Raw genomic sequence first — 24,249 nt, 5'->3', positions numbered from 1 at the left:
TTATCTCTTAAACACCTTCTTCGTGCTACCGTCCTGTTGCTTCTTGATGTTCAGTCCCTTTTGCATGTGTTTCAGGGGCTGTCCGGCAGCATTATACAGCTGTTCGGGCTGGTTCGTGTCTGGCTGTAGCACATCGTCGATGCTGTTGGCAGTGCCAGTCAGCGCCAATGCCATGCGTGTCGTGTTCTCCATGAGCGACACACCGCTGGCCATAGCACCCATCGAGGGTGTCGTCTCTTCATTGAATGCCTCGCCCCAGTAGTAGCTGCAGAAAGTCTTGGGGTAGGCCTCGAGGTTGAGGTTGCTCCACAGCGCGTTGGCATTCTTCTGCAGGAAGTTGACAATGGGTCTCTTGTAGGTGGCGCTCATTGATTCGTCGAGTACGAAATTAACGAGATACGGAATCAGTACTGCTTTGAAAATGCTTTGGTCCATGCTGTTACCCTCGTCGCGCAGCAGTCCCTGGTAGGTGCAACGGGTGCTGCTAATGGCGTAGTAAAGCACCTTTGAGGCCATATTCTTATATTCTGTTTGACCCGTGAAATGATAGAGGTAGCGAGCTGCTTCGCCGAAAGTACCCTGAGTGTAGGTGAGGGGCGGCTCTTCTACACGTCCATCGTTGTTCAGCTTACTCATCTCGTTGGCCTGATAGGCATAGATATTCTTGGCAGCCTCCAGGTATGTACTCTCGTTATAGCGCTCGTAGAGCTTGGATGCCACCAAACTGCCGGGCGCATTGGTGCAGGCATTGGGGCCGGAGCCGTCGTCTTTCCAGGGCAAACTGAAGTAGCCGTCGTTCCACGAACCGCGTGGCAGGATATACTCGTCGAAAATGGTGCGGGCGGTGTCGGCATAGGTGTCGTCTTCAAGTGCCTCGCTGATGTGAATCAGTGTCAGGCAGATCCAGCACATATCGTCGGTAAACGTGTTGTAGAAGCCCGTGGCGTCACCTGGTTTGGAGTACCAGTTGTTAGCGTGGCTGTTATACCAGCGTTGCATGGTCTGCTTGTAGAACCTGGCCCTGGTGACATCGGTGTCCTTGATGCGCTGGTAGGCGTAGATGATGGGATCCAAAGCATGAGCCTGCTGCCAGTAGAGGGTAGCAGATTCGTTTCTGGCATTGGGGTTGCTGGTCGGAATCGCATAGAAGATACCGGAAGCCCTATTCAGAAATTGTCCTGTAAACGTGTTGAGCAGAGAGTCCGAACGTCCGGAGTAGTCTCGCTCAATCAGTTTTGCCAGTGTGTTTGTTTGCGCGTTTAGTGAAACTAATGCTGTCGAAAGAAATGCAATAGCTAAAAAAGCTTTTTTCATTATAAATATTTGGTTTTATTATAGTCATTATTACATTACAGGTACCACTGTATCTGAGTGCAAAGATACAAAGATAAAATCAATTATAGCCATAATTTCCTGATTTTTAGCTTTCGTCAATGGATTTATAAAAATTATCAGTTATCATCCCACTACTATATCATGCAAAAACGAAGCCCGTATGCCTATCAAAAACATATGGGCTTCGCTGATTTGTTGTTTTAGCTGATTTCGTCAGCTAGATTGAGGTTCTTTTCTTTATTTAATTATCACTTTCTTATGATTGATGATGTTAATGCCCTTATTTGGCTGCGACAGATGTTGTCCTGTCAGAGAATAGATTTTGTCTTCTTGTTTAGTGGTTGTAAGCGTGTGGTTGAGGTTGTCTGTTCCCGTCAGATGGTGAATACGAAAGAAGTCCACCTTGAACCAACCAGCATTATCGCTGGTCGAACGTTCGCCGTTGTTTCGCTTGTTGCCTGTTTTAATGCCAATGGTCAGGTCTTCTCCAGCTTTGACGTTGACCTTCACCTCCATGTCGCGCAGAACGACATTCGACGAACTGCCACCTGCATAGCCGGCGTAAGTGTTGATTTCTCCTTCTGTGAGTAGGTTGGTGTAGTCTGCCGCAGTGCCGTAGTATTGAACGTTCTGGTTGGCGAAGAGACGGCAGTTGGTTTTCTTGTTCGATTCTACCCATAGCTTGCATGCAACAAGATATTCACCGGGTTCCAACTTCGATGCAGGAATGGTCTGATAGAGCCAGAACTCGTCGGGCATGGGCACAGAGTTAATCCAGCATACGTTGTTGCCGTGCAGGTTGGTGGCATCTTGGTTCACACCATAGGAATCAAGTCCGTTTGCTCCTTTTTTCAATTCACCTTTCGACAACCAGTTGCAGGGAATGCCTCGGCCGATATTGCCTTTGGCATTCAGCTGGCAGTTGCTATTGTATTCAAAGTCGTAGTTTTCAATGAGCTGTTCGGTGAGCGTCAGGTCTTCAGCCTCGGCCATGCGACCACGAATGGCTTCTATGCGAGCATCCATCTCAAACTTGTCATCGGTGTCGTACCAGTTGCTGAACACACCATGTTGTGATGCTATCAGTGCGGCTTTCGCTGCTTTCATAGCTTCATAGGAAGTGGCTAGATGGCTATAGCGATCTTCTTTGTTCTTATAAGCATAGACGAAATGATAAACGGCAGTACTTAAGTTCTCCATATAGTGAGCATAGGCCGAGAGATGATCGTAAAAGAATGTCTGGCAGTTGGCAGGCAACTCACTCTGTATGGCCTCACAGCGGCGTGCCACCTCGGCAAAGGCTTCCATCTCGCGACTCATGCCAGCCAAGACGCTGTCCACAGGGTTGCGTCCTTCGATGCGGAAAGTACGTCCTGCCACACTTTCGTATCCAATCTCTGTAAATGGGTTCGACTTAAATGTGTTCCATGTGTTGTTGATCTGCTTGATAACCTGTGAGTGGCGCAAGTCCTGAAACACATACTGACGGTCGAACCCCCCAGGGAAGTCGCTCTTCTTGGGGTTCCAGTAAGCATAGTAATAGTCGTGGTAGAGTTGTGCTATTTCATCGGCATGTTCTTCTCCAAAGTATTGCGCACAGAACTGACGCATGAAGTCATTTGTGTTGTAGTTATTGGAGTTCCACATCATGGCTGCATTGGCACTCATCTCCATCAAGAATTCACGAACGTTGCCTGCATTGACTACACTGAAAGTCAGTGGACCCTTGCTTTGTACGTAGCGATAGTTGTCTTCCATCTTCCAAGGTCCTTCGGCAGGAGCCAAGTGGGCACCGGTGGAGTAGAACTGCAGGTTCATGTAGTAGCCCAGTTTCACGTTGTTCACGTTGGTCCAGTTCACCAGGTCATCATAGGGATAGTGGTCACGTCGGCCTGCAACAAACGTCCACAACATGTTGGTGGCTGTGGGCGGTTGCAGATGACCGGCAGCTAGCAGCGACGATATCTCGTCATAGAACGTCATGCGTACAAAGGGGTTCGCCTCGCCAGTTGCCTGACAAATCATGTCGTATTGTTCTTTCACCATTCGATTGATGACAGCACCGCGCTCAGCGTCTGAAGAGGGTGCATCAGTAAAGACAGACCAGAAAGGCTGGTCGGTCTTTCCTCGGAAGGCCACCTGCCAAAGGTTCTCTACACCGCTGTTCATCACCGAGTTGATGTTGTACTGCCAGAACTCACGCAACGATGCCATGTCGTTGACAGAAAGAGCTGGAGGCGTTGTCTTCCTGACCTGTTGCCAGTAGGCATCCCAGTTGGCAAAACTATTGTTTAGTGCTACCATGTGGTGTGACGTTAGCACCAGTCCGTATTTCTTGTAGAGCATGGCCTCGCTATTCAGCGTGCCATTGGTGGTTACGGTAGCTGTGTATTCCACCGTGTTCAGTTTCAGTCGGAGCATGGTTTCCAGCCAGCGCTCGTTATTGTCTGTGCTCAGTCGGCGCCAGGGCACAAACAAGTCTTCATCGTTAGGAAACCAGGCACGGTAGCGAACCGTAGGTGATGACACATAGTAATCTAAATCATCTGAAACCTCTATTTGAGTTTGTTGCTCAGGTTTCCAGTCGCACCAATACCATAGTGGGGGTACTCCCAGAATCTTCTCACTCAGTGTGTAGATGGCATAAATAGTGCCTCGCATGTCGGCGCCCTGCATCACAATGCGATGGTTGGCTGCATCGGTATAGACGCGGTGCGATTCGTAGCCGTCAGTTTCCTTTGCTTCGTGCAATAGCTGTTCAACACCTTTGGTGCTCATGTTGGCTACTAAGAGTTCTACACCGCTCGTTTGGCCTGCGGTCGATGCAATCTCGGGCCTAAAACCTAATACTTTTTCGAAGTCACGCTGTAAGGCTTCGACAGCTAGTTTGACTTGGCTACATTCCTCTTCAGGAACAATAATGGTGACGTTGCCTTTGGCCAGGGTCAGCCCTTCTATTGCGTTCTTGACAGAGAAGGTGACACGTGGACTTATCTCTGTGTAGCCGTTGTCTGCGAAAAGCACGGCATAGTAGTCGTTGACGTCTTCAATGTTGAATTGTATTGTTCCATTGTTGTTTGCTGTGTACTGCCAGGCATACGATGGCGTGCCAGGACCAGGCTGTTGCCCCTTCAGATAAATGCCAATCCAAGCTTGAGTGCCTACAGGAGCATTTTGATAGTTGATATTAATGGTTGCTCCCGGTTCGTATTTTGTGTTGTCAAGAATCAATTGTGGGGCTGTCGAACCGCTCACGTCGATAACCTTTGACTCGGAATAATCGCTCCAGTCAAGATTCATAGAACGGTTGCGACATCGCATGAAGAAATGGCCAGAAGGTAGGTCTTTCTTCGTCAATTCAAGAGTGGTGACGGGCTGGCCATTGCGCACATTCTTTGGCATAAAAGTATTGTCTACATCGTAATAGTCTTCGAATAGAAGGGTACGCTGATAAACAATATCGGTAAATTTCGCGTCGCGTGCTATCTGGTATTCACTGCTGTGCAGACCTTCAACAGTAGCTTGTTGCTGAATAGTGGCTGGTAGTGTCACTTCAGTTGAAGATAAGTAGAGCGAAGGTGTAGCAGGTTTGTCTGTTTGTGAGAGCTTGCGACTAAAACGATCAATGAGTACATTGTCGAGAGCCAGGCGTGAGTTGCCAATAGAATAGGTCTCTATGGTCACTTCATCGTTTGAAGGGTTGAACTCCATGAGTTGATATGTCCATTGATCAATGGTTTTCTGTACTTCATCACGGTTGCGATTGTCGGGCGTTTTTCCCCATAACTGTTCATAGTCTTGAGCTGATGTACCCACACCGCCACCAGTAATCATATGGTAAACAGGCCATTCTCGCATCTGTCCGCGTGCATAGAGATGATGATGTCCTGCACAGTTCAGTACGTGCTTCTTTGAAGAAGAGAGGATTGGCATGATTTCATTAGTCATCCAAGGATTGGTGTCGCTTGCCCATTGTTCAGCATAGAGGGGGCGATGCTGCACACTGATGATGAAACGCACGCTTGCATCCTTGTCTGCTGCTTCGACGACACGCTTTGCCCATTGCTTCTGTTGTTCAGACACACCATCTGTGTTCAATACAACGAAAAGTACAGGACCTGCCTGATAGGCATAATAAAAGGCTGTATAACTCTTAATGCCCTGATAGTCCATGTTGCCATACGAAGCATAGTGACCATCGTAAAGTTTCAACTCTGGGTCTTTAAACAGTTCGTGATTGCCCACACAGGTCATGATGGGCAATTTTGACATTACCTCACGTGACTTATATAGATGTGTAAACTCATATTGTCTAATGGAGCCAGAGTCAACCTGATCTCCAACGTTCATAATCATGCTTACATTATCTTCGAGGTTCTCTTTACCCCACTTCTGTTGCGCCTTACGTGCCGCCATACGTATCAGCCATTCATAGTCTGAACGCTCGTTGCGCTGATGGTCGCCAATCATTAGAATACGGAAGGGTTTTAGACTCGTAGGCTCAGGCATGGTGCGAAAGTGGTGTATTTCGCTACTTTTCTCACCACAGATAACTTGATAGTAATAGACGGTGTTGGGTGATAGGCCCTCTATCTGGGCATTATTCCAATAATAGCTGGTAGCAATCTGACGTGCAGAAGAAGAGACTTGCTTGTCAAGATGATTCGCATCTGTGCCATACTTGACAATTGAGTTGTTATTGATAGCCTTCGTCTTCCAACATACCAGGATGCTATGGTCGGTAGCCTGATTCAGATATGGCGCAGTCATCTCTGCCGGTACTTCAATAGGTGTAACCGTAAGACGTATGGCATCGTAAGTCCCGTCTCCATTTTCTGTGTAGTATATGTCTGGCTCACTATAAGCTTTGTTGTTAATGGTGAGACTGGTTCCGTTTTTCGTCTTATACTCGCGAAAGGTTTTAATTTTCCGTATCTCCGTGGGGTTGTCGGCAACTTTTTTTGCTGCCAGTCCACCTCCAAGGATGGGTATGAATAGTGTTAGTATGGCTAAAACAATATTTCTTGTATTCATGTTGCTTGAGAAATAAATAATAATAGGTATTTAGACTGTAATATCAATTATTTGATTACTTTCTTCCCGTTAACGATGTACATGCCTGAGTGGATGGTATTATTAAGCTGGCGACCTTGCAAATCGAATATCTTTTTGGGAGCTTTTGCTTTGAAGCTGTTGATGCCAACAGTGGTTGCATCAATCTCGTCGAGGGTCCAAAACGAACGATGGTTGGTGCCGTTGACGGCAGCAAATGTCTGTACCCAGCATTCAGCTTGATTACTCTCGCCTCTAAGGTTGAGACCGATGGTGCCAGCACTGAAGTCGTAGGGAGCATTACCTGTGTATGCAAAGCCGTAGCGTCCGTCTTCTGCCGATGGTGCTGTGACATGGTATTCGGCCTTTTCCTCACCGAGCACTACTGGTTGCTCTGTTGTGGCAGTATAGCCTTGAATGTATCGGGCCGTGGTAGCATTCTTTACGTAATAACAGTTCTTATTGTCTGTTTTCTCAAAAGTCCAATAGGTATTCTCGTCAACCTCGTCACCGCAAAGCACATAGTCGTTGGGGCCTGTCGTGTCCTTCATATAGGCGGGCGCATTGTTGCTGAAGTTACGGATGGTAAAGTATTTGCCATTCAGCGCCCAATCTTCGGATGGCTGAGGATTAATATTGCCGTCTTCATACTTCTTTAGGTCGATAGTGCCAGCCATTACCTCGCGTATTTCGTCGGCAGAGAGGATGCCTTTGAAAAAATAGACTTCGTCGAGCTTACCTTGAAAATAATCCTTGTTGGCTTTGTGGCCACCAATACGGAAACCGCCGGTGCAAGCCTCAAACTGAGGAGCAGGTACTGTGCAGTCGCGAACACCATTAATATAATATGTGACGCTGAGGTCAACAGGATTGCAGACCACGGCTACGTGCTGCCATTCTCCAGGCACCAGCGAGCCGTAGTTGGCATGGTTTTGTTGGGCTCCAAGGAAGTTGTTGTAGAAAAAACGCGCATCACCACCGTTGACCGGTGTTTCTGCTCTACTATAGAGGTAGATGCGACCAGTACCTGCTTGATCTTTCTGCGCCAGAATTACCTGGTCACGAAAGTAAAAGCCTCCGTCCTGATTGCCTGAACTTGGCGCATCGCTCCGCTCGTTGTACACCCAGGCACAAAATGTGGTCTGGGTGTTTTTTGTTTCTACGATGCCGCTGGTGTTGAAGTCTAGGTACTGGGCATTTCCATTAAGCTCAATGCCTTTCCCTTTGACACCTTCCACATAGCTAAAGCCTTCGTTTGACGGGGTCAACTCGTAGTGATGCTTTGAGGCATCATCCGTGTTGTCATTGAAGTCATAGTAGAAGATGAGCTCCTTGGCTGTGTCCTCGATGTCTTCAGAAATGCTGAGGCCTACACTTTTTGCCCAGTTGTTCCAAAGCGTTTTTAGCTCACGCACTTTCTCAGGATATTCCGCAGCCACATTGTTGGTCTCGGCGTAGTCGTTTTTCAAGTTGAACAGCTGCCAGCCGGCCCCTTTGAGTGCTGTAAGGCGCCAATCGCCTTTGCGTACGGCCTTTCCCCCTTCGTGTTCCCAAAAGAGCACACGCTCGCCATTCCACACGCCCTCGCCCTGAAGCAGAGGCAGTATAGAACGACTCTCCTCACAAAGGGGCTTGATGGCGTTACCATGATAAGTGGTGGGGTAGGTGGCATTTGCCAGTTCTATACACGTTGGCATAATGTCCAGGAAATGGCAGGGCTCACGATTGATGGTGCCTTCTTTGGCTTTGCTGATACCAGCAGGCCAGTGGATGATGGCAGGTGTAGCGGTTCCTCCGTGGAATTGGGTTGTCTTCCAATAGCGGAAGGGAGCATTGATTGCGCCTGCCCATCCGTTGTGCAGATAGTTGTAGGTCAGCTGGCTGCCAGGTATTGGCGAGTTGTGAACCACCTTCTCGCCAGAGCGTGTGCGGTCATGGCGGTCGAAGTCGCCAATCGTGTAGTTCTCGCTGGAAGCTCCATTGTCTGAACAGAAAATAATCAGCGTGTTGTCGTAGATGTTACGGCGTTTCAGTTCGTTGATGATGCGTCCGATGTTTTGGTCAACACAATCTACCATGGCGGCATGAACCTCCATGTTGGCTGCTTGGAAGGCCTTGTTGCTCTCATTTTCCCAGGCACGTCCGGATGCGTTGCTTGCCTCTGGTGTTTCTTCCGGGTCAACGATGCCCAGCTCTATCATCTTTTTATAACGACGTTGGCGCAGGACATCCCATCCATCGTCATATACGCCTTTATATTTCTCAATGTCCTGTGGTTTTGCCTGTACAGGCCAGTGGGGCTCTTGGAAAGCCACATACATGAAGAATGGCTTACCATCGGCTGTCATCTCGTCCATCATGTCAATGGCTTTGTCGGCCACATAGTCGGCATAGTAGAAATTGCTGGGAATACTATCGGTGAAAAGTGGCTCTTCGTTGTGTACCAGTGAGAATGGGTCAAAGTGGTCTGTGACACCCCAGATTGTACCCCAGTGCTGGTCGAAGCCACGATTGCATGGGTATGTGTCGATAGGTGCAAAAGGGCGATTGTTGAATGTGTTTTGGTGTGACAGCCACGCCATTTGGTCGGTGTTGTTGCCAATACCTTGAGTCAGCGAAAGATGCCACTTTCCGCTCATGCCGGTGTGGTAGCCAGCCTCTCGCAGCACTTCTGGTATAGTCACACAGTCCTTTGTCAGGCTTTGCCCCATCCCTGTGATGCCTACAGTCTGTGCATAGCGGCCAGTCAGCAGTTGGGCGCGTGAAGGACAGCTGCGTCCCGAGTTAAAAAACTGCGTAAAACGGATGCCGTTCTCAGCAAGACTGTTAAGATTTGGTGATTGTACTTCACCGCCAAAGCATTCCAAATCAGAGTAGCCCATGTCATCTACCACGATGAGCATGATGTTGGGTCTCTCAGGTTGTTGTGCCTGGGCTGGTACTAATGCTGGTAATGCGGCTGTTGCCGACATCAGCATTTTCTTAGCGTTTAGTTGTGTCATGATTGTTAGGATAAGTTATTATTAAGAAAGGTTTCTTCTAATGTCTCTTACTTGCTATTGGTGCCAACAAAGTTACAATAAATAAAAAGAAATGGTGTAAGGACATAAAAGAAAACTATCCGTTCAAGATGACTTTGAACGGATAGTTTTCTGCGATGATTAGATTTTTTTATTTTTTCATTGCTTTCTGGCCCATTCCATGACGTTGGCAGGTGGGCGCTGACACAGCAATTCTTGTTTCATAAAATCCATATATGGTTTTACATGGCCGAATATTTGTTGAAAGGCTTTGCACATGTAGTTGAGTCCTCGTTCCCCATTGGCTGTCTGGCAAAAGCGGTTTTTCGGACACCCACCATTGCAGACGAAAAGCCATGGACACGACAGACATTGCTGTGGCAGACCATTTCGCTTGCCCCGGCCAAATGTCAATTGACGGTCGCTATACATCATCTCGGTGATGGTCTGCTTGTGGATGTTGCCTAACTTGTATTCTGGAAAGACAAAGTGGTCACACGAGTAGAGGTCGCCGTTGGCTTCAAGTACAGAGGCATGACCGCATGTCTCATTCATCTCGCAAACACCAGCTTCCTCGCCAACCCATCGTGCCAATATACCATCGAACAATTGTACGAAGACACGCCCCACATCATTGCGTACCCATTCATCGAAGATGGTGCAGCAGAAACGGGCATACTGCTCTGGCGTGACAGAGAAGTCGGCCAATTGCGCTTCTTCCTTGTCGGCCACATGAGCAAGGTGTCGTCCGTCTTCATGAGGCAGAATTCTTTCGATGATGGGGGCAAACTGGATGTATTGGCATCCGTTCTCTTTGTAGAAGTGATAGACGTCGAGTGGGTAGTCAGCATTATAGTCGTTGACCACACCCATCGCATTCCATTCCACCCCGTGCTTCTGCAACAGTCGGATGCCGCGCATCACCTTGTAGAACGAGGGCTGTCCGCCGCGTGCGCGACGATATTCATCATGTAAATCCTGAGGTCCGTCAATGGAAATGCCGATGAGCCAGTTGTTGGCACGGAAGAACTCGCACCACTCGTCGGTAAGCAGCGTACCGTTGGTTTGTAGACAGTTCTCGATGATACGTCCGCGAGCATACCTTTTCTGGAGTTCCAACACACGCTTATAGAAACTGATGGGGCGCATCAGAGGCTCACCGCCATGCCAGGTGAACAGTACCTGTGGCTGCGTTTGCGACTCTATATACTGGCAGATGAACGTCTCCAACGTGCGGTCGTCCATGTTGAAACGCTCTTTCTGCGGTATGTCAGCATAAAGATGACTCTTCTCTAAATAGTAACAATACTTACAGGCCAAGTTACAAAGACTGCCTGCAGGTTTCGCCATTACGTATAATGGCCGAGCAAAGGGTGCGAATGTAGCCATGTGTTGTTTTTGTATGAAAGGCCGTGCACTACAAAAGGTGCACGGCCTTTAGTATTAGGATGAAAGATGAATTACTTCACAACGGTCTTCTTACCATTGATGATGTAAACACCCTTCTGGGTCTTGTTCACCTTCTGTCCCTGAGTGTTGTAAACCTTGCCAGCCTTGGCAGCAACCTCGATGGCGTTGATGCCGTCAACGATGTCTGCCAGGTTGTTGATGGCAGTCTGCAGGTTGGTCTTAGCTGTGGTCAGACTTTCAACGGTAGCATCCTCTGCAGCCAGCGCTGTCTCGGCATCGCTGATAGCAGTGTTCAGAGCAGAAACACTCTCAGAGGTCTTACCAGTAGTGTCAATAGCCTTAGCGGTAGCAATCAGAGCAGCCAGACTATCCTTTGCAGCCAAGAGGGCTGAGTCAACCTTCTCAATCTCGCCCATGTAGATCAGGCGGAAGTTATCGATAACGGTCCAGTCGCCCATCTCCTGACGCTCGTCCTTCTTCACACCGAGTGTGAGCTTGCCATCTTCTTCAACCTCTACCTCAACAGTGGTCCAGTAAGCACCATGTTGGAAGTACTCGATAGCAGCGTTTGGCATGTTGGGGAATGCACCCTTGTCGCTCTTGATTACATCGGTCAAGGCAGGAACGAGGTCAAGCTCATCAGTGATATTAGGCAGGAACTCCTTCTCGTCGTTAGCCATCAGGTAAGCCAGCTGAACAGCTTCCTCACCAGCATTGAAGGCCTCGCGCTGAGCATCGCCGTTACCATTGCGGAAGAAGCCCTGAACAGCAACCACGTACTTACCTGCCTTCAAACCTTCGAGGCTCTGTGTGAACGAGAAGTTCTCTGGCTCGAAGAACTCGTAGGCGTAGTCGGCAGCACGGTCGCCATTACCATCGGTTGTGGTAGAAACGCGAGCACCGCCATTACCGCCTGTGCACTGCTTGTTCCACATGTCGTAGCCGTCCTGACGGTTCAGGCTGGCATTCTTAATCAGGTAAGACACGTCAACGGGATTCTCCTCAGAGGCATCCTCGATCATGGCAGTACGCTCGGCAGGAGTAACAATGATCCACTGGTTCATTGGGTTGTCCAGACCTGTCTGATCGATGCCGATGTTGCTCCAGTACTTCTTGCCATCAGTACCCTTGTTGGGGTTGTAGCCCAACAGGAAGCCGTCCTGACCGTTAGAGCTGATATTGTAAACGCCCTCCTGGCCATCTACAGGCAGGAAGTGCCAGATGTCCTGACTACCAGTGTCAACATAGCCTTTGTATGACATCCAGCCACCACCGCGGCCGGTCTTGAACTTGAAGTTGTTAACCTCTGGAGTATCCAAGTCAACGAGCTCGAACTCAATACCTACCTGGTCAACAGCAGCGTGGGTGTTCCAGTCGGAACCAGTACCCATGAACATACCTGTACCTACGTTGAACAAGTAAACCTTGCCAGCAGCAGGAGCGCTTCCCTTATAGGTAGCCGTTGTGCTCAGAGCGTTGATCTTACGAGCAGCAGTCAGGTCGTAGAGAGCCTGCTCAATAGCACCAGCAGTAGTAGCCTCGGCAATAGCTGTCTCAGCAGCTGTGGTGGCATCGTTCAGGAACTTAGTAACTGAAGCAAGTGCGTCAGCATCCACTTCGGTCTTAGCCAGATCAGCAGTAGCCTTCAGAACTTCAATGTTCACAAGTTTGGCTACATTCAGGGCTGCGTTCAGAGTATTAGTAGCAGCTACAATTTCTTCGGCATCCTGTGAAATCAGCTTTGTTTTAGCATCGTTCAGGGCCTGGGTCAGTGTCGTTGCCAGTGCAGTAGATGTTGTATTGATGTCGAAACTCTCTGCTTCGGAAATGGCATTGTTCAGACTTGTGATAAGCTCGCTCAGGTCAATGCTGTTGCCAAGATAGAAGAGACGGAAGCTATCGAACATAGTCCAGCTGTCGTCGGTTGTCTTTTGGTCTTGTGCTACACCAATGGTGAGCTTACCGTCTTCACCTACGATTGCAGTTACAGAAGCCTGGTAAAGTCCAGTCTCAAAGGCAGGGATTACTTCCTTGCCCCAGTTTACGAATGCACCTTTCTCGTTGGTTTCTTTTGATGCAATGCCGGGCAGCTTACCTGCTTCAGTAGCAATGTTAGGCAGGAAGGTCTTCTCGCTGTTTGCTTTCAGATAGACCTCACTGATCAGCTCGCCATTGTTGTTGACGATATTTGCCTGATAGTCGCCATTACCCTGACGGAAGAAACCGTTAACGCGTACTTCATACTTACCAGGAACCAGATTGCTGAGCTCCTGTGTGAAGCTGAATGAGTTGGTGTTATAGTATTCGTAAGCATAATCGCTGTTGCGGTCGAAATTGCCATCGTCGCCAGATGACATGTGGGCGCCACCTGCATGATTCCATTTGTCGAGACTCCAAACACGGTTTAGTCCGCCATTGTCAATCAGATAGCTTACATCTACGGGATTCTCTTTGCTTGCATCAGCCAACTTGGCATCAAGTTCTGCACGAGTCACCAGCTTCCACTGGTTGTTGGGGTTGTCAACGCCTTCGCGATCTTTAGCAACGTTACTCCAGTAGCGATAGCTGCCCTTGTCTGTAGGACCGAATGGATCGTAACCCAGCAGACGACCTACGTCAGTGCGGTCACCCTCAGAGTTGATGGTATAAACATTCTCCTTGCCTTCTACAGCATTGAAGGTCCAGGTGTCTTGTCCATTGGTATCTACATAAGCATTGTAGTTGATCCATTTTTCTTCGCGGTTCTTGAACATGTGAGTCTGCATCTTAAATCTGCCACCGTCGGCAGCAATAAGCTTCACGCCAAGAGGATAGATGTCAACAGCAGCATGAGTGTTCCAGTCGGAACCGTTAGCCAGCCACATGCCTGTACCTATATTATAAAGGAAGTATTCTGTGTCGGCAGTAGGAGTAGAACCTGTGAATGTATCAGCTACTCCCAGTGCATTAATCTTGCGAGCAGTACGCAGTTTGAAAAGAATGTCATTCAGAACATCGGCAGAAGTACCGTTAGTGATAAAGTCGTTAGCTTCGGTCAGATCAACACCTTGCTCAGCTACGGCAATGGTCTGTTGGAGAATAGTTACGTCTACGGCTTCGGCAGCAGCTACCGCATTGGTAAGGGCTGTTGCTTTATTTGCCATCTCTTCACCATCTTCGCTATTGAGCGCAGCGCGTGCATCAGTTAATGCATTGGTGATAGCAGTATTCAGGGCATTGGTAGTATTACCATTAAAAGCCTCTGCCTTACCAATTGCAGTGTTGAGCGCTTCTATATATGGAGTCAGGTCTGCTGCGTCAAGTTCACCAGCATATGTCAGAGTGAAGTTGTCTATCAGCATCCATGCGGCTTCGGCACCTTCAACCTTGGCACCTATGCGGAGTGTACCGTTGGTAACAGTAACTTCGATTTCGTTTGTCCATCCTTTACCTTCGAATATGTTTGTAGAGAATTCGTTGGTGCCGTTATATGCCCATTTTCCATTACCAAGTTCTTTGGTGTTTCTGTCGTTGACTCTCTCGTCAGTAACGAGTGAATAAACATTAATCATGGGGGTGGTGACATCGTTGGCATATACCATACCTTTGGTGTTGCCTGCTGGGTCTGCTACATATTCATTGTATCTGTCGGCATTCATGTTATTGCCTCCTGTAGATACATAGATGGCTTGAGCCTTGAATTTATATTTACCATTGGGAACGGCAATATCCTGATAAATATCGCGTTGAGAGATATTCCAGAATTCCCATACTTGGTTGCAATGGTAGAAACCGTCGCCGCCACAATTGTTGTCGCCATACTCTCCATACCATGTCTTGTATGCGTTATCATTTCTGTGACTGTCGGCTACAGGGAATGTACCGCCTAGCACGAGCCACGAGCAATCATCACCTTCCTTCATGGCTTCAAGGCGTTGCTCACGACTTACAAGCTGCCAGATATTGCCGTTCTCTGCAATAGCGGCAGCATCACTTGTTGCCCATCCGTCAGCATTTGCTCCCATAGCTTTGCCGCCAGGGGTTGTCAGTGAATAGCAGTTGGTTAAGCCCTCCACAGTTACAGGAGTAAAAATCCAATTGGTTACGCCATCGTCGGTGTCCATATAGAGATTGCTGCCATTGATGGAGTGATTGTTTCCAAGTTTGGGGTCAAGTTGGAAACGCCCTTCAGCATTGCCGGCTTTCAAGTCAATGTCACGACCGCGAGGACCAAGTTCACCATGGGATGTCCAGTCGCCTCCAGTTTTAATGTGGTTGTCTCCCATCCATTTTCCAGTCTTCACGTTGTAAAGGAAGAATGTACCTTCAGCAGCGACACTTCCAGCATAGGGGGAGGTGAGTGTCACCGGTTCAGGTATCGCTCTTTCCTCAATCTTCCAGAAAGAGCGATGGTTGGTGCCGCTAACGGCAGCAAAGCCTTGTACCACGTTGTCGTTTCTCCAGTTCGCTCCAATAGTACCACTTGTGAAGTTGTAGGTGTTTTGGTCGGTTGAGGCCATTCCATACATACCTTCACCTTCTTCAGTGCATAGGATGATGCTGATTTCTACAGGTGTGTCGCCTGTTTTTACTTCAACCTCACTACTTGCTGTACTTTGCATGTACTTCTCTGTGACAGCATTCTGTACATAATAGCAATTGTCTTTGGTTGTGGCAATTAGCTTCCAATAGGATTTGTCGTTGAAACTACCCAAGGCCACTTTGCCAGTGCCATTGTCTTGCATGAAGATGTTTGCATCGTTTCGATTGCAGATGGAGTAGGTCTTCTGTTCATCAAACGATTGGGCAAACACGCTTCCTGTCAGTGAGGCTATCAAAAGCCCCAATACGAAAGTCAGTTTTCGTTTCATAAGTTTTTAGTTTGGTTAATAATAATGAATGAAAAACAATAATAAAAATTATGTTTTTTGGTTAGGTTCGTTTCAATTTAAGCGCAAAAATATAGCATTTCCCGTTCTCAGAACGAAAAATGCTATTCATAGAATACAAAAATCTATTCAGTGTCCTTTTTTGCCTATGAAAACTCCTTGGGCAATATGCCAAACTGCGCTTTAAAGCATTTTGCAAAGTAGCTTGTGGACGAGAAACCGACGCGTTCTGCCACTTCACTGCTGCGACATCCTTCGCGCAGGAGTAGGGCAGCCTGGTTCATACGCGATGTCTTCAGATAGTCTGTCGGCGTCATGCCAGTCAGCGCTTTTATCTTACGATAGAAGCTGCTTCGGCTCATGTTCAGTTGTTCGGCCAGCGTGTCGATAGAGAATTCCTCGTCGCGCATGTTGTCGGCAACAGACTTCTGCAGACGTTCCACAAACTGGATGTCTTGCTGGTTGAGGCCCAGCGGACTGTCGTCTTGCAGGGATGACGAGTTGAAGCCTTCGATGCTCTTCATGCGTTCGTAGAACTGCTGGCGCAGGCGCAGCAGATTTTCTATCTGCAGATGCAGCTGCTTGATGGCGAAAGGCTTCTCCATGTAGATGTCGGCACCGCTCTCCATGCCTTCCACCTTCGACTCTACGGTGGTCTTGGCCGTCAGCAGGATGAGGGGCAGGTGGCTGGTGTTGATGTTGGTCTTGACGTTCTGACACAGTTCGATACCGTCCATGCGTGGCATCATCAGGTCGCTGACGATGATATCTATCTCGCTATAGTTCAAGATGTCGAGGGCTTCTACGCCGTCGTGGGCCTTCACCACCTTGTACCACTGGCGCAGCGAGTCGGCCGTAGCCTTCAGCAGTTCCTCGTTGTCTTCCACCAGCAGGATGGTGTGTTTCTTTGCTGTGGGAGCGGCAGCCGCTTCTTTCGCCTCCTCGGCTACGGGAGCGATGTCTTCCGTGTCAACAGATGGCTCATCGCTGCTCACCAGTGGCAGCGTGATGATGAAGCACGAACCGCCGCCAGGGGCATCCTCATACTGCAGGTCGCCATGGTGCGCCTCGGCCAGCATCTTGGCATAGGCCAGGCCCAGGCCGGTGCCCAGCGAACTGGCAATGTTGTCGTTGCCTATCTGGTAGTAACGGTCGAAGATCTTGTCGCGCTCCTCGGTGGGAACACCCGAGCCATCGTCTATCACCGATATCTTGATCTTCTCATCGTTGCTGACCTCCAGTTTCAGGATGATTTCCCGATTCGTATATTTCAAGGCGTTGCCCACGATGTTCATCATCACCTTCTTCATCTTGTCCAGATCTATCACGGTGGTGACGCCCTCTTCGGGCAGTTGCAACTGTATCTGCTTGCCTTGCACCTTCACGGCATCGAAGAATTGCTTGTAGATGTCGGTCAGCATCTTCTTGATATCCACGTTCTGCTGCATCAGTGAGATGCCGCCATTCTCGGCCTTCTGGAAGTCGAGCAGCTGGTTGGTGATGCCCAGCAGGTAGTTCATGTTGCGACGTATCGACGAGAGGTGCTCTTTCAGTTCGCTGCCGCCCAGGGCTTCGCCGCCGTCTATCTTCTCTTGCATCTTCTCCAGTGGCAGACTGATCAGCGTCAGCGGGGTGCGAATCTCATGCACCAGGTCCACGAAGAAGCGAATCTTCGACTGGAAGGTCTGCTTCTCCTGCTCGGTTCTGAATGATTCCATCTGTCGGGCATAGCGGCGCTTCAATCTGCGCTGCGTGCGCATGAAGGTGTGATAGATGAAACCGGCAATCAGCAGCAGATAGAAGATGTAGGCCAGCGTGGTGCGATACCATGGTGGCAGAATGGTAATCTTCAGTCGGGCGATCTCCTGATCGTTGTTGTCGCCCATGCGTCTCAACAGGAACTCATAGTCGCCTGGAGGCAGGTTGGCATAGGTGGCCTCCGAGTTGGAGGTGCCTCGCACCCAGGTCTTGTCGAACCCCTCCAGCATATACTCGTATTTGGCAGGAGGCATACCGCAGAAGCGCGACGAGGCGAAGTGCAGCGTAAAGCTGTTGTCAGAGTAGGGGAGCGTGATGCTTTCCTTGGTGTAGAGCAGCACGTCGAGTCCCAGTCTGCGCAGTTCTTCCTGGTCGTTGTCGATATAGGGGAAGTTGATGCTCTGGATATAGACGTGCTCCAGGTCGAGCACGGGCTTCAACTGTTGGGGCACGAAACTGAACAGGCCGTTGGTGGTGCCAAAGAGCATGTAGCCACAATTGGGGTTGCACGACACGTTGGCCTCCTGGTTCTGGATGGTGGCATAGAGCTGGATGTCGCGGAGGTCGCGCGAAGGCGTGATGCGCACGATACCCGCTGTAGATCCCATCCATAGGTTGCCCAGCTTGTCTTCCTCGATAAAGGTGATGGCCAGTCCGTGAATGGCGGAACCATCCACATCGTAGCGCTCGAAGTCCTTGGCATCGGGCATCATACGATACAAGCCGCCGCCATCTGTGGCCAACCAAAGCACGCCCTGTGAGTCGCAGTGAATCACGTTGGCTGCCTGGAAACCAATGGTATTCGATTGGAAGAAATCAAACCAATCATTCTTTGGGTCTTTTCTGTATAGACCTTTGTTGGCCGACGAAGCCCACAACCATCCTTTGTCAGTCTCGGCTATAGCGACAAATGGAGTCATTGCGCTGATGCTAGCATAGCTGCGGAAGTGGTCGTTCTGGCGATTATAGTGTGAAAGTCCCCAGCTTGATAGAATGTAGATATCTCCATTCTTTGTCCGGAATATCTTGTTAATCTCGTTGCTGGGAATGGTGTAGGGTACAGAACTCGAGAAGGTAAAGTTGCGAACAGCACCGCTCTGTGTGTCAATGACGCGGATGCCCTGATGGCGCGTACCTATCCAGAGGTTCTTGCCGTCGAGCATAATACTGCTAATCTCCTGAGGCAGCTGTGCGTGACTATAGGTGCTGACCACTTGGGTACTGGTGTTCAATCGGAACAGCTCGTGGTCGGAGGCTATCCACACTTCGTTGCCCTCACCCATGCACAGCGCATTGATGTTGATTTGCCTATGTTGTTGTGTGGCAAGAGGAAGTTCCAACATCCTGATACCATGGTTTTGTGTGGGCAGAATGTTAATGCCTTCAGTTGCGGTCAGTACCATCAGCGAACTGTCGGCATCCCACACCAGGTGGTTGATGTTGTCGCTGTTCAGCAGATAGCCGGGGGTGTTGTTGGCATTGATAGACTCCAAATGCCCGCTTCCTGGATAGAACCGGAACAAGCCGTTCTCGCTGGCTATCAGTATGTGTCCACTGGCATCCGAAGTCAGGTGGCGTATGCCGCCAACTTGCGCCAATTGCCATTGCTGTCCTGTATTCTCGTGATGCAGGCTGAGTTGTTTCAGTGTGTTGTTGAAGCCCAGCCAGAGATGGCCGTTGCAGCGCGTCATGCTGATGGGGTTCTTGTCGTCCTTATAACCTTCCACCTTGTGCGAGCGCAGGAATTGTCCGTCGCTGCGGTAGATGGCCAGTTCGCCCGAGAACGTAGCCGCATAGATCAGACCGTCGCTGTCCATTTCGATGTCGCAGAAGAAGGTGCCGTGTCGGCTGTCCTGATACAGACTGTCCTTCTTCGAGTCATAGATGAAAAGTCCCTGTCCCTGTGTGGCTATCCAAATAAGCCCATTGTCGGTGTTGATGATTTTTGGCACGGCGGTACTGATGACAACGCCATAGCGGGTTTTCTTCTCAAAGCGGTTGTACTTGTTCTGTTGTCTGTCCAGCACGTACAGTCCTGCCGTACCACCCAACCAGATGTTCTTCTCGTGTTCAAAGATAGAGATGATGGTGTTAGTCTCGTTGGGGTTCTGTTTGGTAAACATGTCGCGATACACGTGCAGTCGCAGACCGTCGAAGTAGTTCAGTCCGTTTTCCGTGCCTATCCACAGCAGTCCGTAGCTGTCGCGCAATGCACAAAGGGTGGCATTGGTCGATAGGCCCGTTGAAGTTGAGAACCTATTCACATTGATGGGCTGAGCCAGCACGTTGTGTAGTAGCAGGCCCCCCATATATAATATAAGGTATAGTCTTCGTAGATTCATTTGTTATCCGATAATGTATTTGCTTTTGGGTAATAACGAAAGTAGTTTGGTGGTGATAGCGCAGCATACGAAGGTGAGCACGGCAATCGCGGGGATGGCCAGTGCCACGGGGATGCTGGGTTCAGAGGCATCGCCATCGATGATCCAGGCTGCAATGGGCGCCAGGAAGAACAGATGCATCAGATACATGCCGTAAGACAGTTTCGATAGCGAGGTGATGAGGGCAGGTGCTTTCGCCTGACGAATGCAGGTGAACAACAGAAACAGACCAAAGGTAGTAATGAGCACGTTCAGCGTGCAGAACTCCCACGACCATTCCAGCATTGGTGTCTCGATGAGCAGTCCTGGCTCACCTTTCCACCAGAAGCTCCAGGCGGTGAAGGCGGCGCCACCCACAAAGGCGATGGTGCCTACGGTCAGTCGCTTGCGCTGATTCCAGGTGAGGTGATAGCGGATGTAGTGGGCCAATACCAGATAGCCCAGGTAGCCCGAACAGTACCAGAACATGGAGAACTGGTTCCAGAAACACTCACCCCACAACTCGGCCGACACAAAGCGGTGCAGCCAGGGGATGATGGTGGTGAAAGTAAAGATGCCAATGAAGATAAGCTCCTCTTTGGCCGTGGCACGTTCCAGCCAAGGCGATACCACCGGTATGATCAGGTAGAGACTAATCAGCGGATACATGAACCACAGGTGTCCTGCCATTGAGGGGAAGTTGAAAGGCAGCAGTTGCAGGTCGGCCATTGATTGTTCCCATGTCATGCCACCCCATGCCAATGGCAGGAAGGTGTAGAGCAGCAGAAAGACAACCATAGGTGGAAGGATGCGCATAAATCGCCGACGATAGAATTGCACCATCGTGGTTCCAGGCTTCATCGGTACCAGCAAGAATGCTGACACAATCATGAACAGCGGTACGGCTACACGTCCCAGCGCTCCATCGTAGAAGGCAACCCAGAATCGATTGCTCTCGTTGGCCAGCATTGATACATTGCCAGCCAGCCCTGAAGCGTCGGCTCCATAGAAATTTTCACTGGCATGTACCAGCATCACCAAGAAGCATGCTACTACGCGAAGGTAGTCAAGGAACGTGATTCGCTCTTTCATTTATATTATTGTTTAATTGATGCGCAAATATACTAAATAATTCATACTCTGACAAGTAGAAAAAGAAGAATTATGTGACGATTAACAGATATTTTCCTTTTTTGAATAGATTCTATCCTTCTCTTTTCTATATATATTATAATTTTGCTCCCAGAAATATATGCTATCAGTTTCAAACCAATAAAACCAAATTATTATTAACTCAAAACTCAAGTTTTATGAGAAAATTATTACTATTCGTAATGAGCTTGTTGGTTGGCGGCACTATGCTTGCTCAAAGCTCAAACGTTGAGGTGGTTGACAACTTGTCAAAGTACACCGGTACGGAGACCTTCGTCTTTAACAAGGCGGATGGCAAAGTTTACGTTCGTAACAATTGCAATAGCTACGAACTCTATGGCGTTTATGAGAAGGTGAATTCTTTGAAGATTATACAGCCTGATTTGCAGGTGGGTGAATATTTGAAGGCTCCCGATGGCGCTTACATCAATCTGAACTACATTCCTAAGAACAATACCCGTGCGGTGGCTGTCATCAAGGCTTCTGAAGGTCCCGACTGGAAGGCTGTTTATGGATGTGGTTACGATAAGGATGGATGGAAAGACCGCTTCTGCTTCTTCTCTACCAATGCAACCATCGACCTTGGCGGTGAGACTGGCGACAGGTCTCAGATGGTCTATGGACAGAAAATCTGGACCGTGCTGGATGCAGCTGAAGGTACGCTGAAGATTTATGATGATGAGCAGATGAGCAATCTGAGAGGTACTGTGACTGACTCACCAAAGGGCGAGACAAATACTTGTAAGACTCCTCTGTATGTATTCGCTCAGAACAAGGATTATCCTGCCGAGGTAGGCGATCGTGTTCAGACCGACTGCTACAACTCTTACATCGAGCTCTACAACCTGAAGATCTACGAGGGTACAACACTGGTGTTCGACCTCATCCCCGTTCTTTCTAACAGCAAGGGCGCTCTGAAGGATAAGGTTTCTAACAAGATCTTCTATTCTGAGAACGACAAACTGTTCGAGGTAGGTGGCATTGAGGGCGGTATTACCGTATATCCTGGTAAGATGGTTTACAACACCACCGATAATAAGGTATATAAATATAATGGTACAGAGTTCGAACTCTGCGGCAATGGTGAGCGCACACTCGCTCCTATCGCTTCTACCGAATACAAGAACATGAAGAACTGGATTTGTCCTAACGAGCACTGGTCTTCTGTTTATGGCGAAGGCACACGTATTGGATGGGACGAGTCAACTGGTGTCAACAGCCTTAATCCTTATGTAGGTACAGGCGGTTGGGAGCCTCTGTCTTACAAACTGACTGTAGAACCTTACAAAGACTACAACGTATCGTTCACCTACAGCACTGGTGGCTGGGGCACATGGGACGGAAACCACAACGAGACCGATAGCCCAACAACTCTTCCTTTCAAGATTATCGATCGTGAAAACTACAATCACGGCAATGGTCGCTATAACGACGATGGCCTGATTGCCTTTACAAAGATTTCTCCCGAAGCAACCGAAGGCAGCAACTATGACGTTGACTTCACTTCTACCACTGACATTGCTACATTCATCCTCCAGTTTGGTGTTGTTGACGATGGTGAGCACACCCCTGCCTACTGGTTCAACTTCTCTAACTGGTCTGTTCAGGAGTATGTCTATCCCGAGTCTTATCCCGCAGTTAATCCCTTCGGTCCACTGTTGGCAGACCTGATTCCTGCTGTCGAGAATTACGATGGTAATATCACTACAGCTCTGAAAAACGTGCTCGACGAAGCTCTGAATAGCGCTAAGGCTGTTGCAGAAAGCAGCGATCTGGCTGCTCAGAAAGAGGCTTACGATGCCCTGAAGCAGGCTTTCGACAATGTGAAGGCCCTGAATGCTGACAACTTCAACGCGCTGAAGAACACTATCGCACTGGCTAAAGAAGAAGGCTTAGAGGCACTCGATGCTGAGTCTTTCTTCGAGAACGGTACTACCAACGACGATCTGAACAAAGCACTGAAGAGTGCTCGTATTGCTCGCAAGCAGAACGTGGCTGAGCGTCAGCCCAACGTATTCAAGGGCAATGTTCCTGCCAAAGGCGAATTCTATCTCTACAACGTAGGTCAGCAGCGCTTCCTCACTGGTGGCTCTGACTGGGGTGCACACGCAGCACTGGGTATGCCTGGCACATTGGTTACTCTCGAGCCAAGCGATGCTGAAGATGGTTTCTTCATCAATACTCACCTTGCTAATGGTTCTGATGATAATGGTGTGAAGGAATATATGAACTATCGTGGTTATGTGGACTGTCCTAAGGTTGATGACTGGTATTTTGTTGAGGTTGGCGATGGTAAGTACAACATCTATCAGTATGACTATAAAGATGTATATGTGAAGTACAATCCCGATGCAAGTGTCAATGATGGTCATGGCGACTGGAATACTGTTGGAACCGAGAACCATCTGCCTGCTGGTCAGACGACTGTTGACCCCGAGGATCTCGATGCACAGTGGATCCTGGTAACTAAGGAAGAGCGCCTGGCACTGATGGAGCAGGCTTCTATCGATAATCCTGTTGATGTTTCGTTCTTGATTGTTAACCCTGGTTTCAACCAGCGCGCAGAACTTGAACCCGCATGGACTTTCATGGAAGCTGGCGTTTGGGGTCGTGGTGATAATCACAATGACTTCACCGTTGAGGCATGGAACAAGGACGCCATGGTTCTTGACCAGGAGATTAAAGGCTTGACACCTGGTTTCTATGAGGTATCTGTTCAGGGCTACTACCGCGATGGTAACTTCAATAATCAGGTAAGTGTTATTTCTGATAATGGCGAGGCTCTCCAGTTGGCTAGCTTCTATGGAAATAATGCTGAGACTCTCCTGCCTAACATTGTGGAGTGTGCCGATAAGGCTCCTGGCTTGGGTTCTAAGTCTGATATTGGCGAACTGCCTAACAACTGCGATCAGGCAGCTCAGTATTTCCAGAATGGTCTTTACAAGACATCTATCATTGCGGAAGTTACAGCAGATGGCAAACTCGCCCTTGGTATCTATAAAGAAGATGCTGCCAATACAGAAGACTGGGTTGTTGCCGACAACTTCCGTATGAAGTACTTGGGCACCACTAAGCCCGACGCTGAGGGCATCAGCGAGAAAGTGATTCCTTCTGCACAGCAGAACAAGATCTTCAACCTGCAGGGTGTTGAGCTGAAGAAGGCCGAGAAGGCTGGTCTCTACATCAGCAACGGTAAGAAGTTCATCAAGAAGTAATCCAATTCCCTTTTACGGGAAACCATACATCAAGGTCTGCGTTGAAAAAACGCAGACCTTTTTTAGTGCTCTTTTCAGA

General features: G+C 48.9%; 8 protein-coding genes. 1 reads left to right on the top strand and 7 read right to left on the bottom strand.

Annotated features, from left to right (window positions below):
- The 7 genes from T496_RS13690 to T496_RS0107410 form a co-directional block, all read right to left on the bottom strand.
- Window positions 1–1,314 (bottom strand): glycoside hydrolase family 76 protein, encoded by a 1,314-nt coding sequence (locus T496_RS13690; protein WP_052342126.1) that lies wholly within the window; start codon window positions 1,312–1,314, stop codon window positions 1–3.
- Window positions 1,315–1,572: 258 nt separating this feature from the next.
- The gene (locus T496_RS14690; RefSeq protein ID WP_081783588.1) at window positions 1,573–6,369 is read right to left on the bottom strand and encodes a glycosyl hydrolase 115 family protein; all 4,797 of its coding nucleotides are present in this window, start codon (window positions 6,367–6,369) and stop codon (window positions 1,573–1,575) included.
- 47 nt (window positions 6,370–6,416) lie between these two features.
- Window positions 6,417–9,389: a sulfatase-like hydrolase/transferase gene (locus T496_RS14420; protein WP_052342125.1), complete on the bottom strand. Its 2,973-nt coding sequence runs from the start codon at window positions 9,387–9,389 to the stop codon at window positions 6,417–6,419.
- 177 nt (window positions 9,390–9,566) lie between these two features.
- Window positions 9,567–10,796, bottom strand: a complete 1,230-nt coding sequence (locus T496_RS0107425; protein ID WP_027450199.1) for an anaerobic sulfatase-maturation protein — start codon at window positions 10,794–10,796, stop codon at window positions 9,567–9,569.
- Window positions 10,797–10,867: 71 nt separating this feature from the next.
- Window positions 10,868–15,667, bottom strand: a complete 4,800-nt coding sequence (locus T496_RS0107420; protein WP_027450198.1) for an FIVAR domain-containing protein — start codon at window positions 15,665–15,667, stop codon at window positions 10,868–10,870.
- 164 nt (window positions 15,668–15,831) lie between these two features.
- Complete coding sequence (locus T496_RS0107415) at window positions 15,832–19,785, bottom strand: hybrid sensor histidine kinase/response regulator transcription factor (RefSeq protein WP_027450197.1); 3,954 nt, start codon at window positions 19,783–19,785, stop codon at window positions 15,832–15,834.
- Between the two features lie 3 nt (window positions 19,786–19,788).
- Window positions 19,789–20,895, bottom strand: coding sequence for an acyltransferase (locus tag T496_RS0107410; RefSeq protein ID WP_027450196.1), 1,107 nt, complete (start codon window positions 20,893–20,895; stop codon window positions 19,789–19,791).
- Window positions 20,896–21,113: 218 nt separating this feature from the next.
- Here T496_RS0107410 and T496_RS0107405 point away from each other — a divergent pair, with 218 nt between their 5' ends.
- The gene (locus tag T496_RS0107405; RefSeq protein WP_155808754.1) at window positions 21,114–24,170 is read left to right on the top strand and encodes a hypothetical protein; all 3,057 of its coding nucleotides are present in this window, start codon (window positions 21,114–21,116) and stop codon (window positions 24,168–24,170) included.
- The last annotated feature ends 79 nt before the right edge of the window (window positions 24,171–24,249 follow it).

It is taken from the genome of Xylanibacter brevis P6B11 (assembly GCF_000621825.1).
Lineage (GTDB): Bacteria > Bacteroidota > Bacteroidia > Bacteroidales > Bacteroidaceae > Prevotella > Prevotella brevis.
The sequence above is the reverse complement of the archived record's forward strand: the minus strand, read 5'-3'. Positions and strand labels throughout refer to the sequence as shown.

Coding starts and splice junctions, on each gene's coding strand:
- T496_RS14690 (WP_081783588.1), bottom strand. CDS start 6,369: ATGAATACAAGAAATATTGTTTTAGCCATACTAACACTATTCATACCC.
- T496_RS0107405 (WP_155808754.1), top strand. CDS start 21,114: ATGAGAAAATTATTACTATTCGTAATGAGCTTGTTGGTTGGCGGCACT.
- T496_RS13690 (WP_052342126.1), bottom strand. CDS start 1,314: ATGAAAAAAGCTTTTTTAGCTATTGCATTTCTTTCGACAGCATTAGTT.
- T496_RS0107410 (WP_027450196.1), bottom strand. CDS start 20,895: ATGAAAGAGCGAATCACGTTCCTTGACTACCTTCGCGTAGTAGCATGC.
- T496_RS0107415 (WP_027450197.1), bottom strand. CDS start 19,785: ATGAATCTACGAAGACTATACCTTATATTATATATGGGGGGCCTGCTA.
- T496_RS0107420 (WP_027450198.1), bottom strand. CDS start 15,667: ATGAAACGAAAACTGACTTTCGTATTGGGGCTTTTGATAGCCTCACTG.
- T496_RS14420 (WP_052342125.1), bottom strand. CDS start 9,389: ATGACACAACTAAACGCTAAGAAAATGCTGATGTCGGCAACAGCCGCA.
- T496_RS0107425 (WP_027450199.1), bottom strand. CDS start 10,796: ATGGCTACATTCGCACCCTTTGCTCGGCCATTATACGTAATGGCGAAA.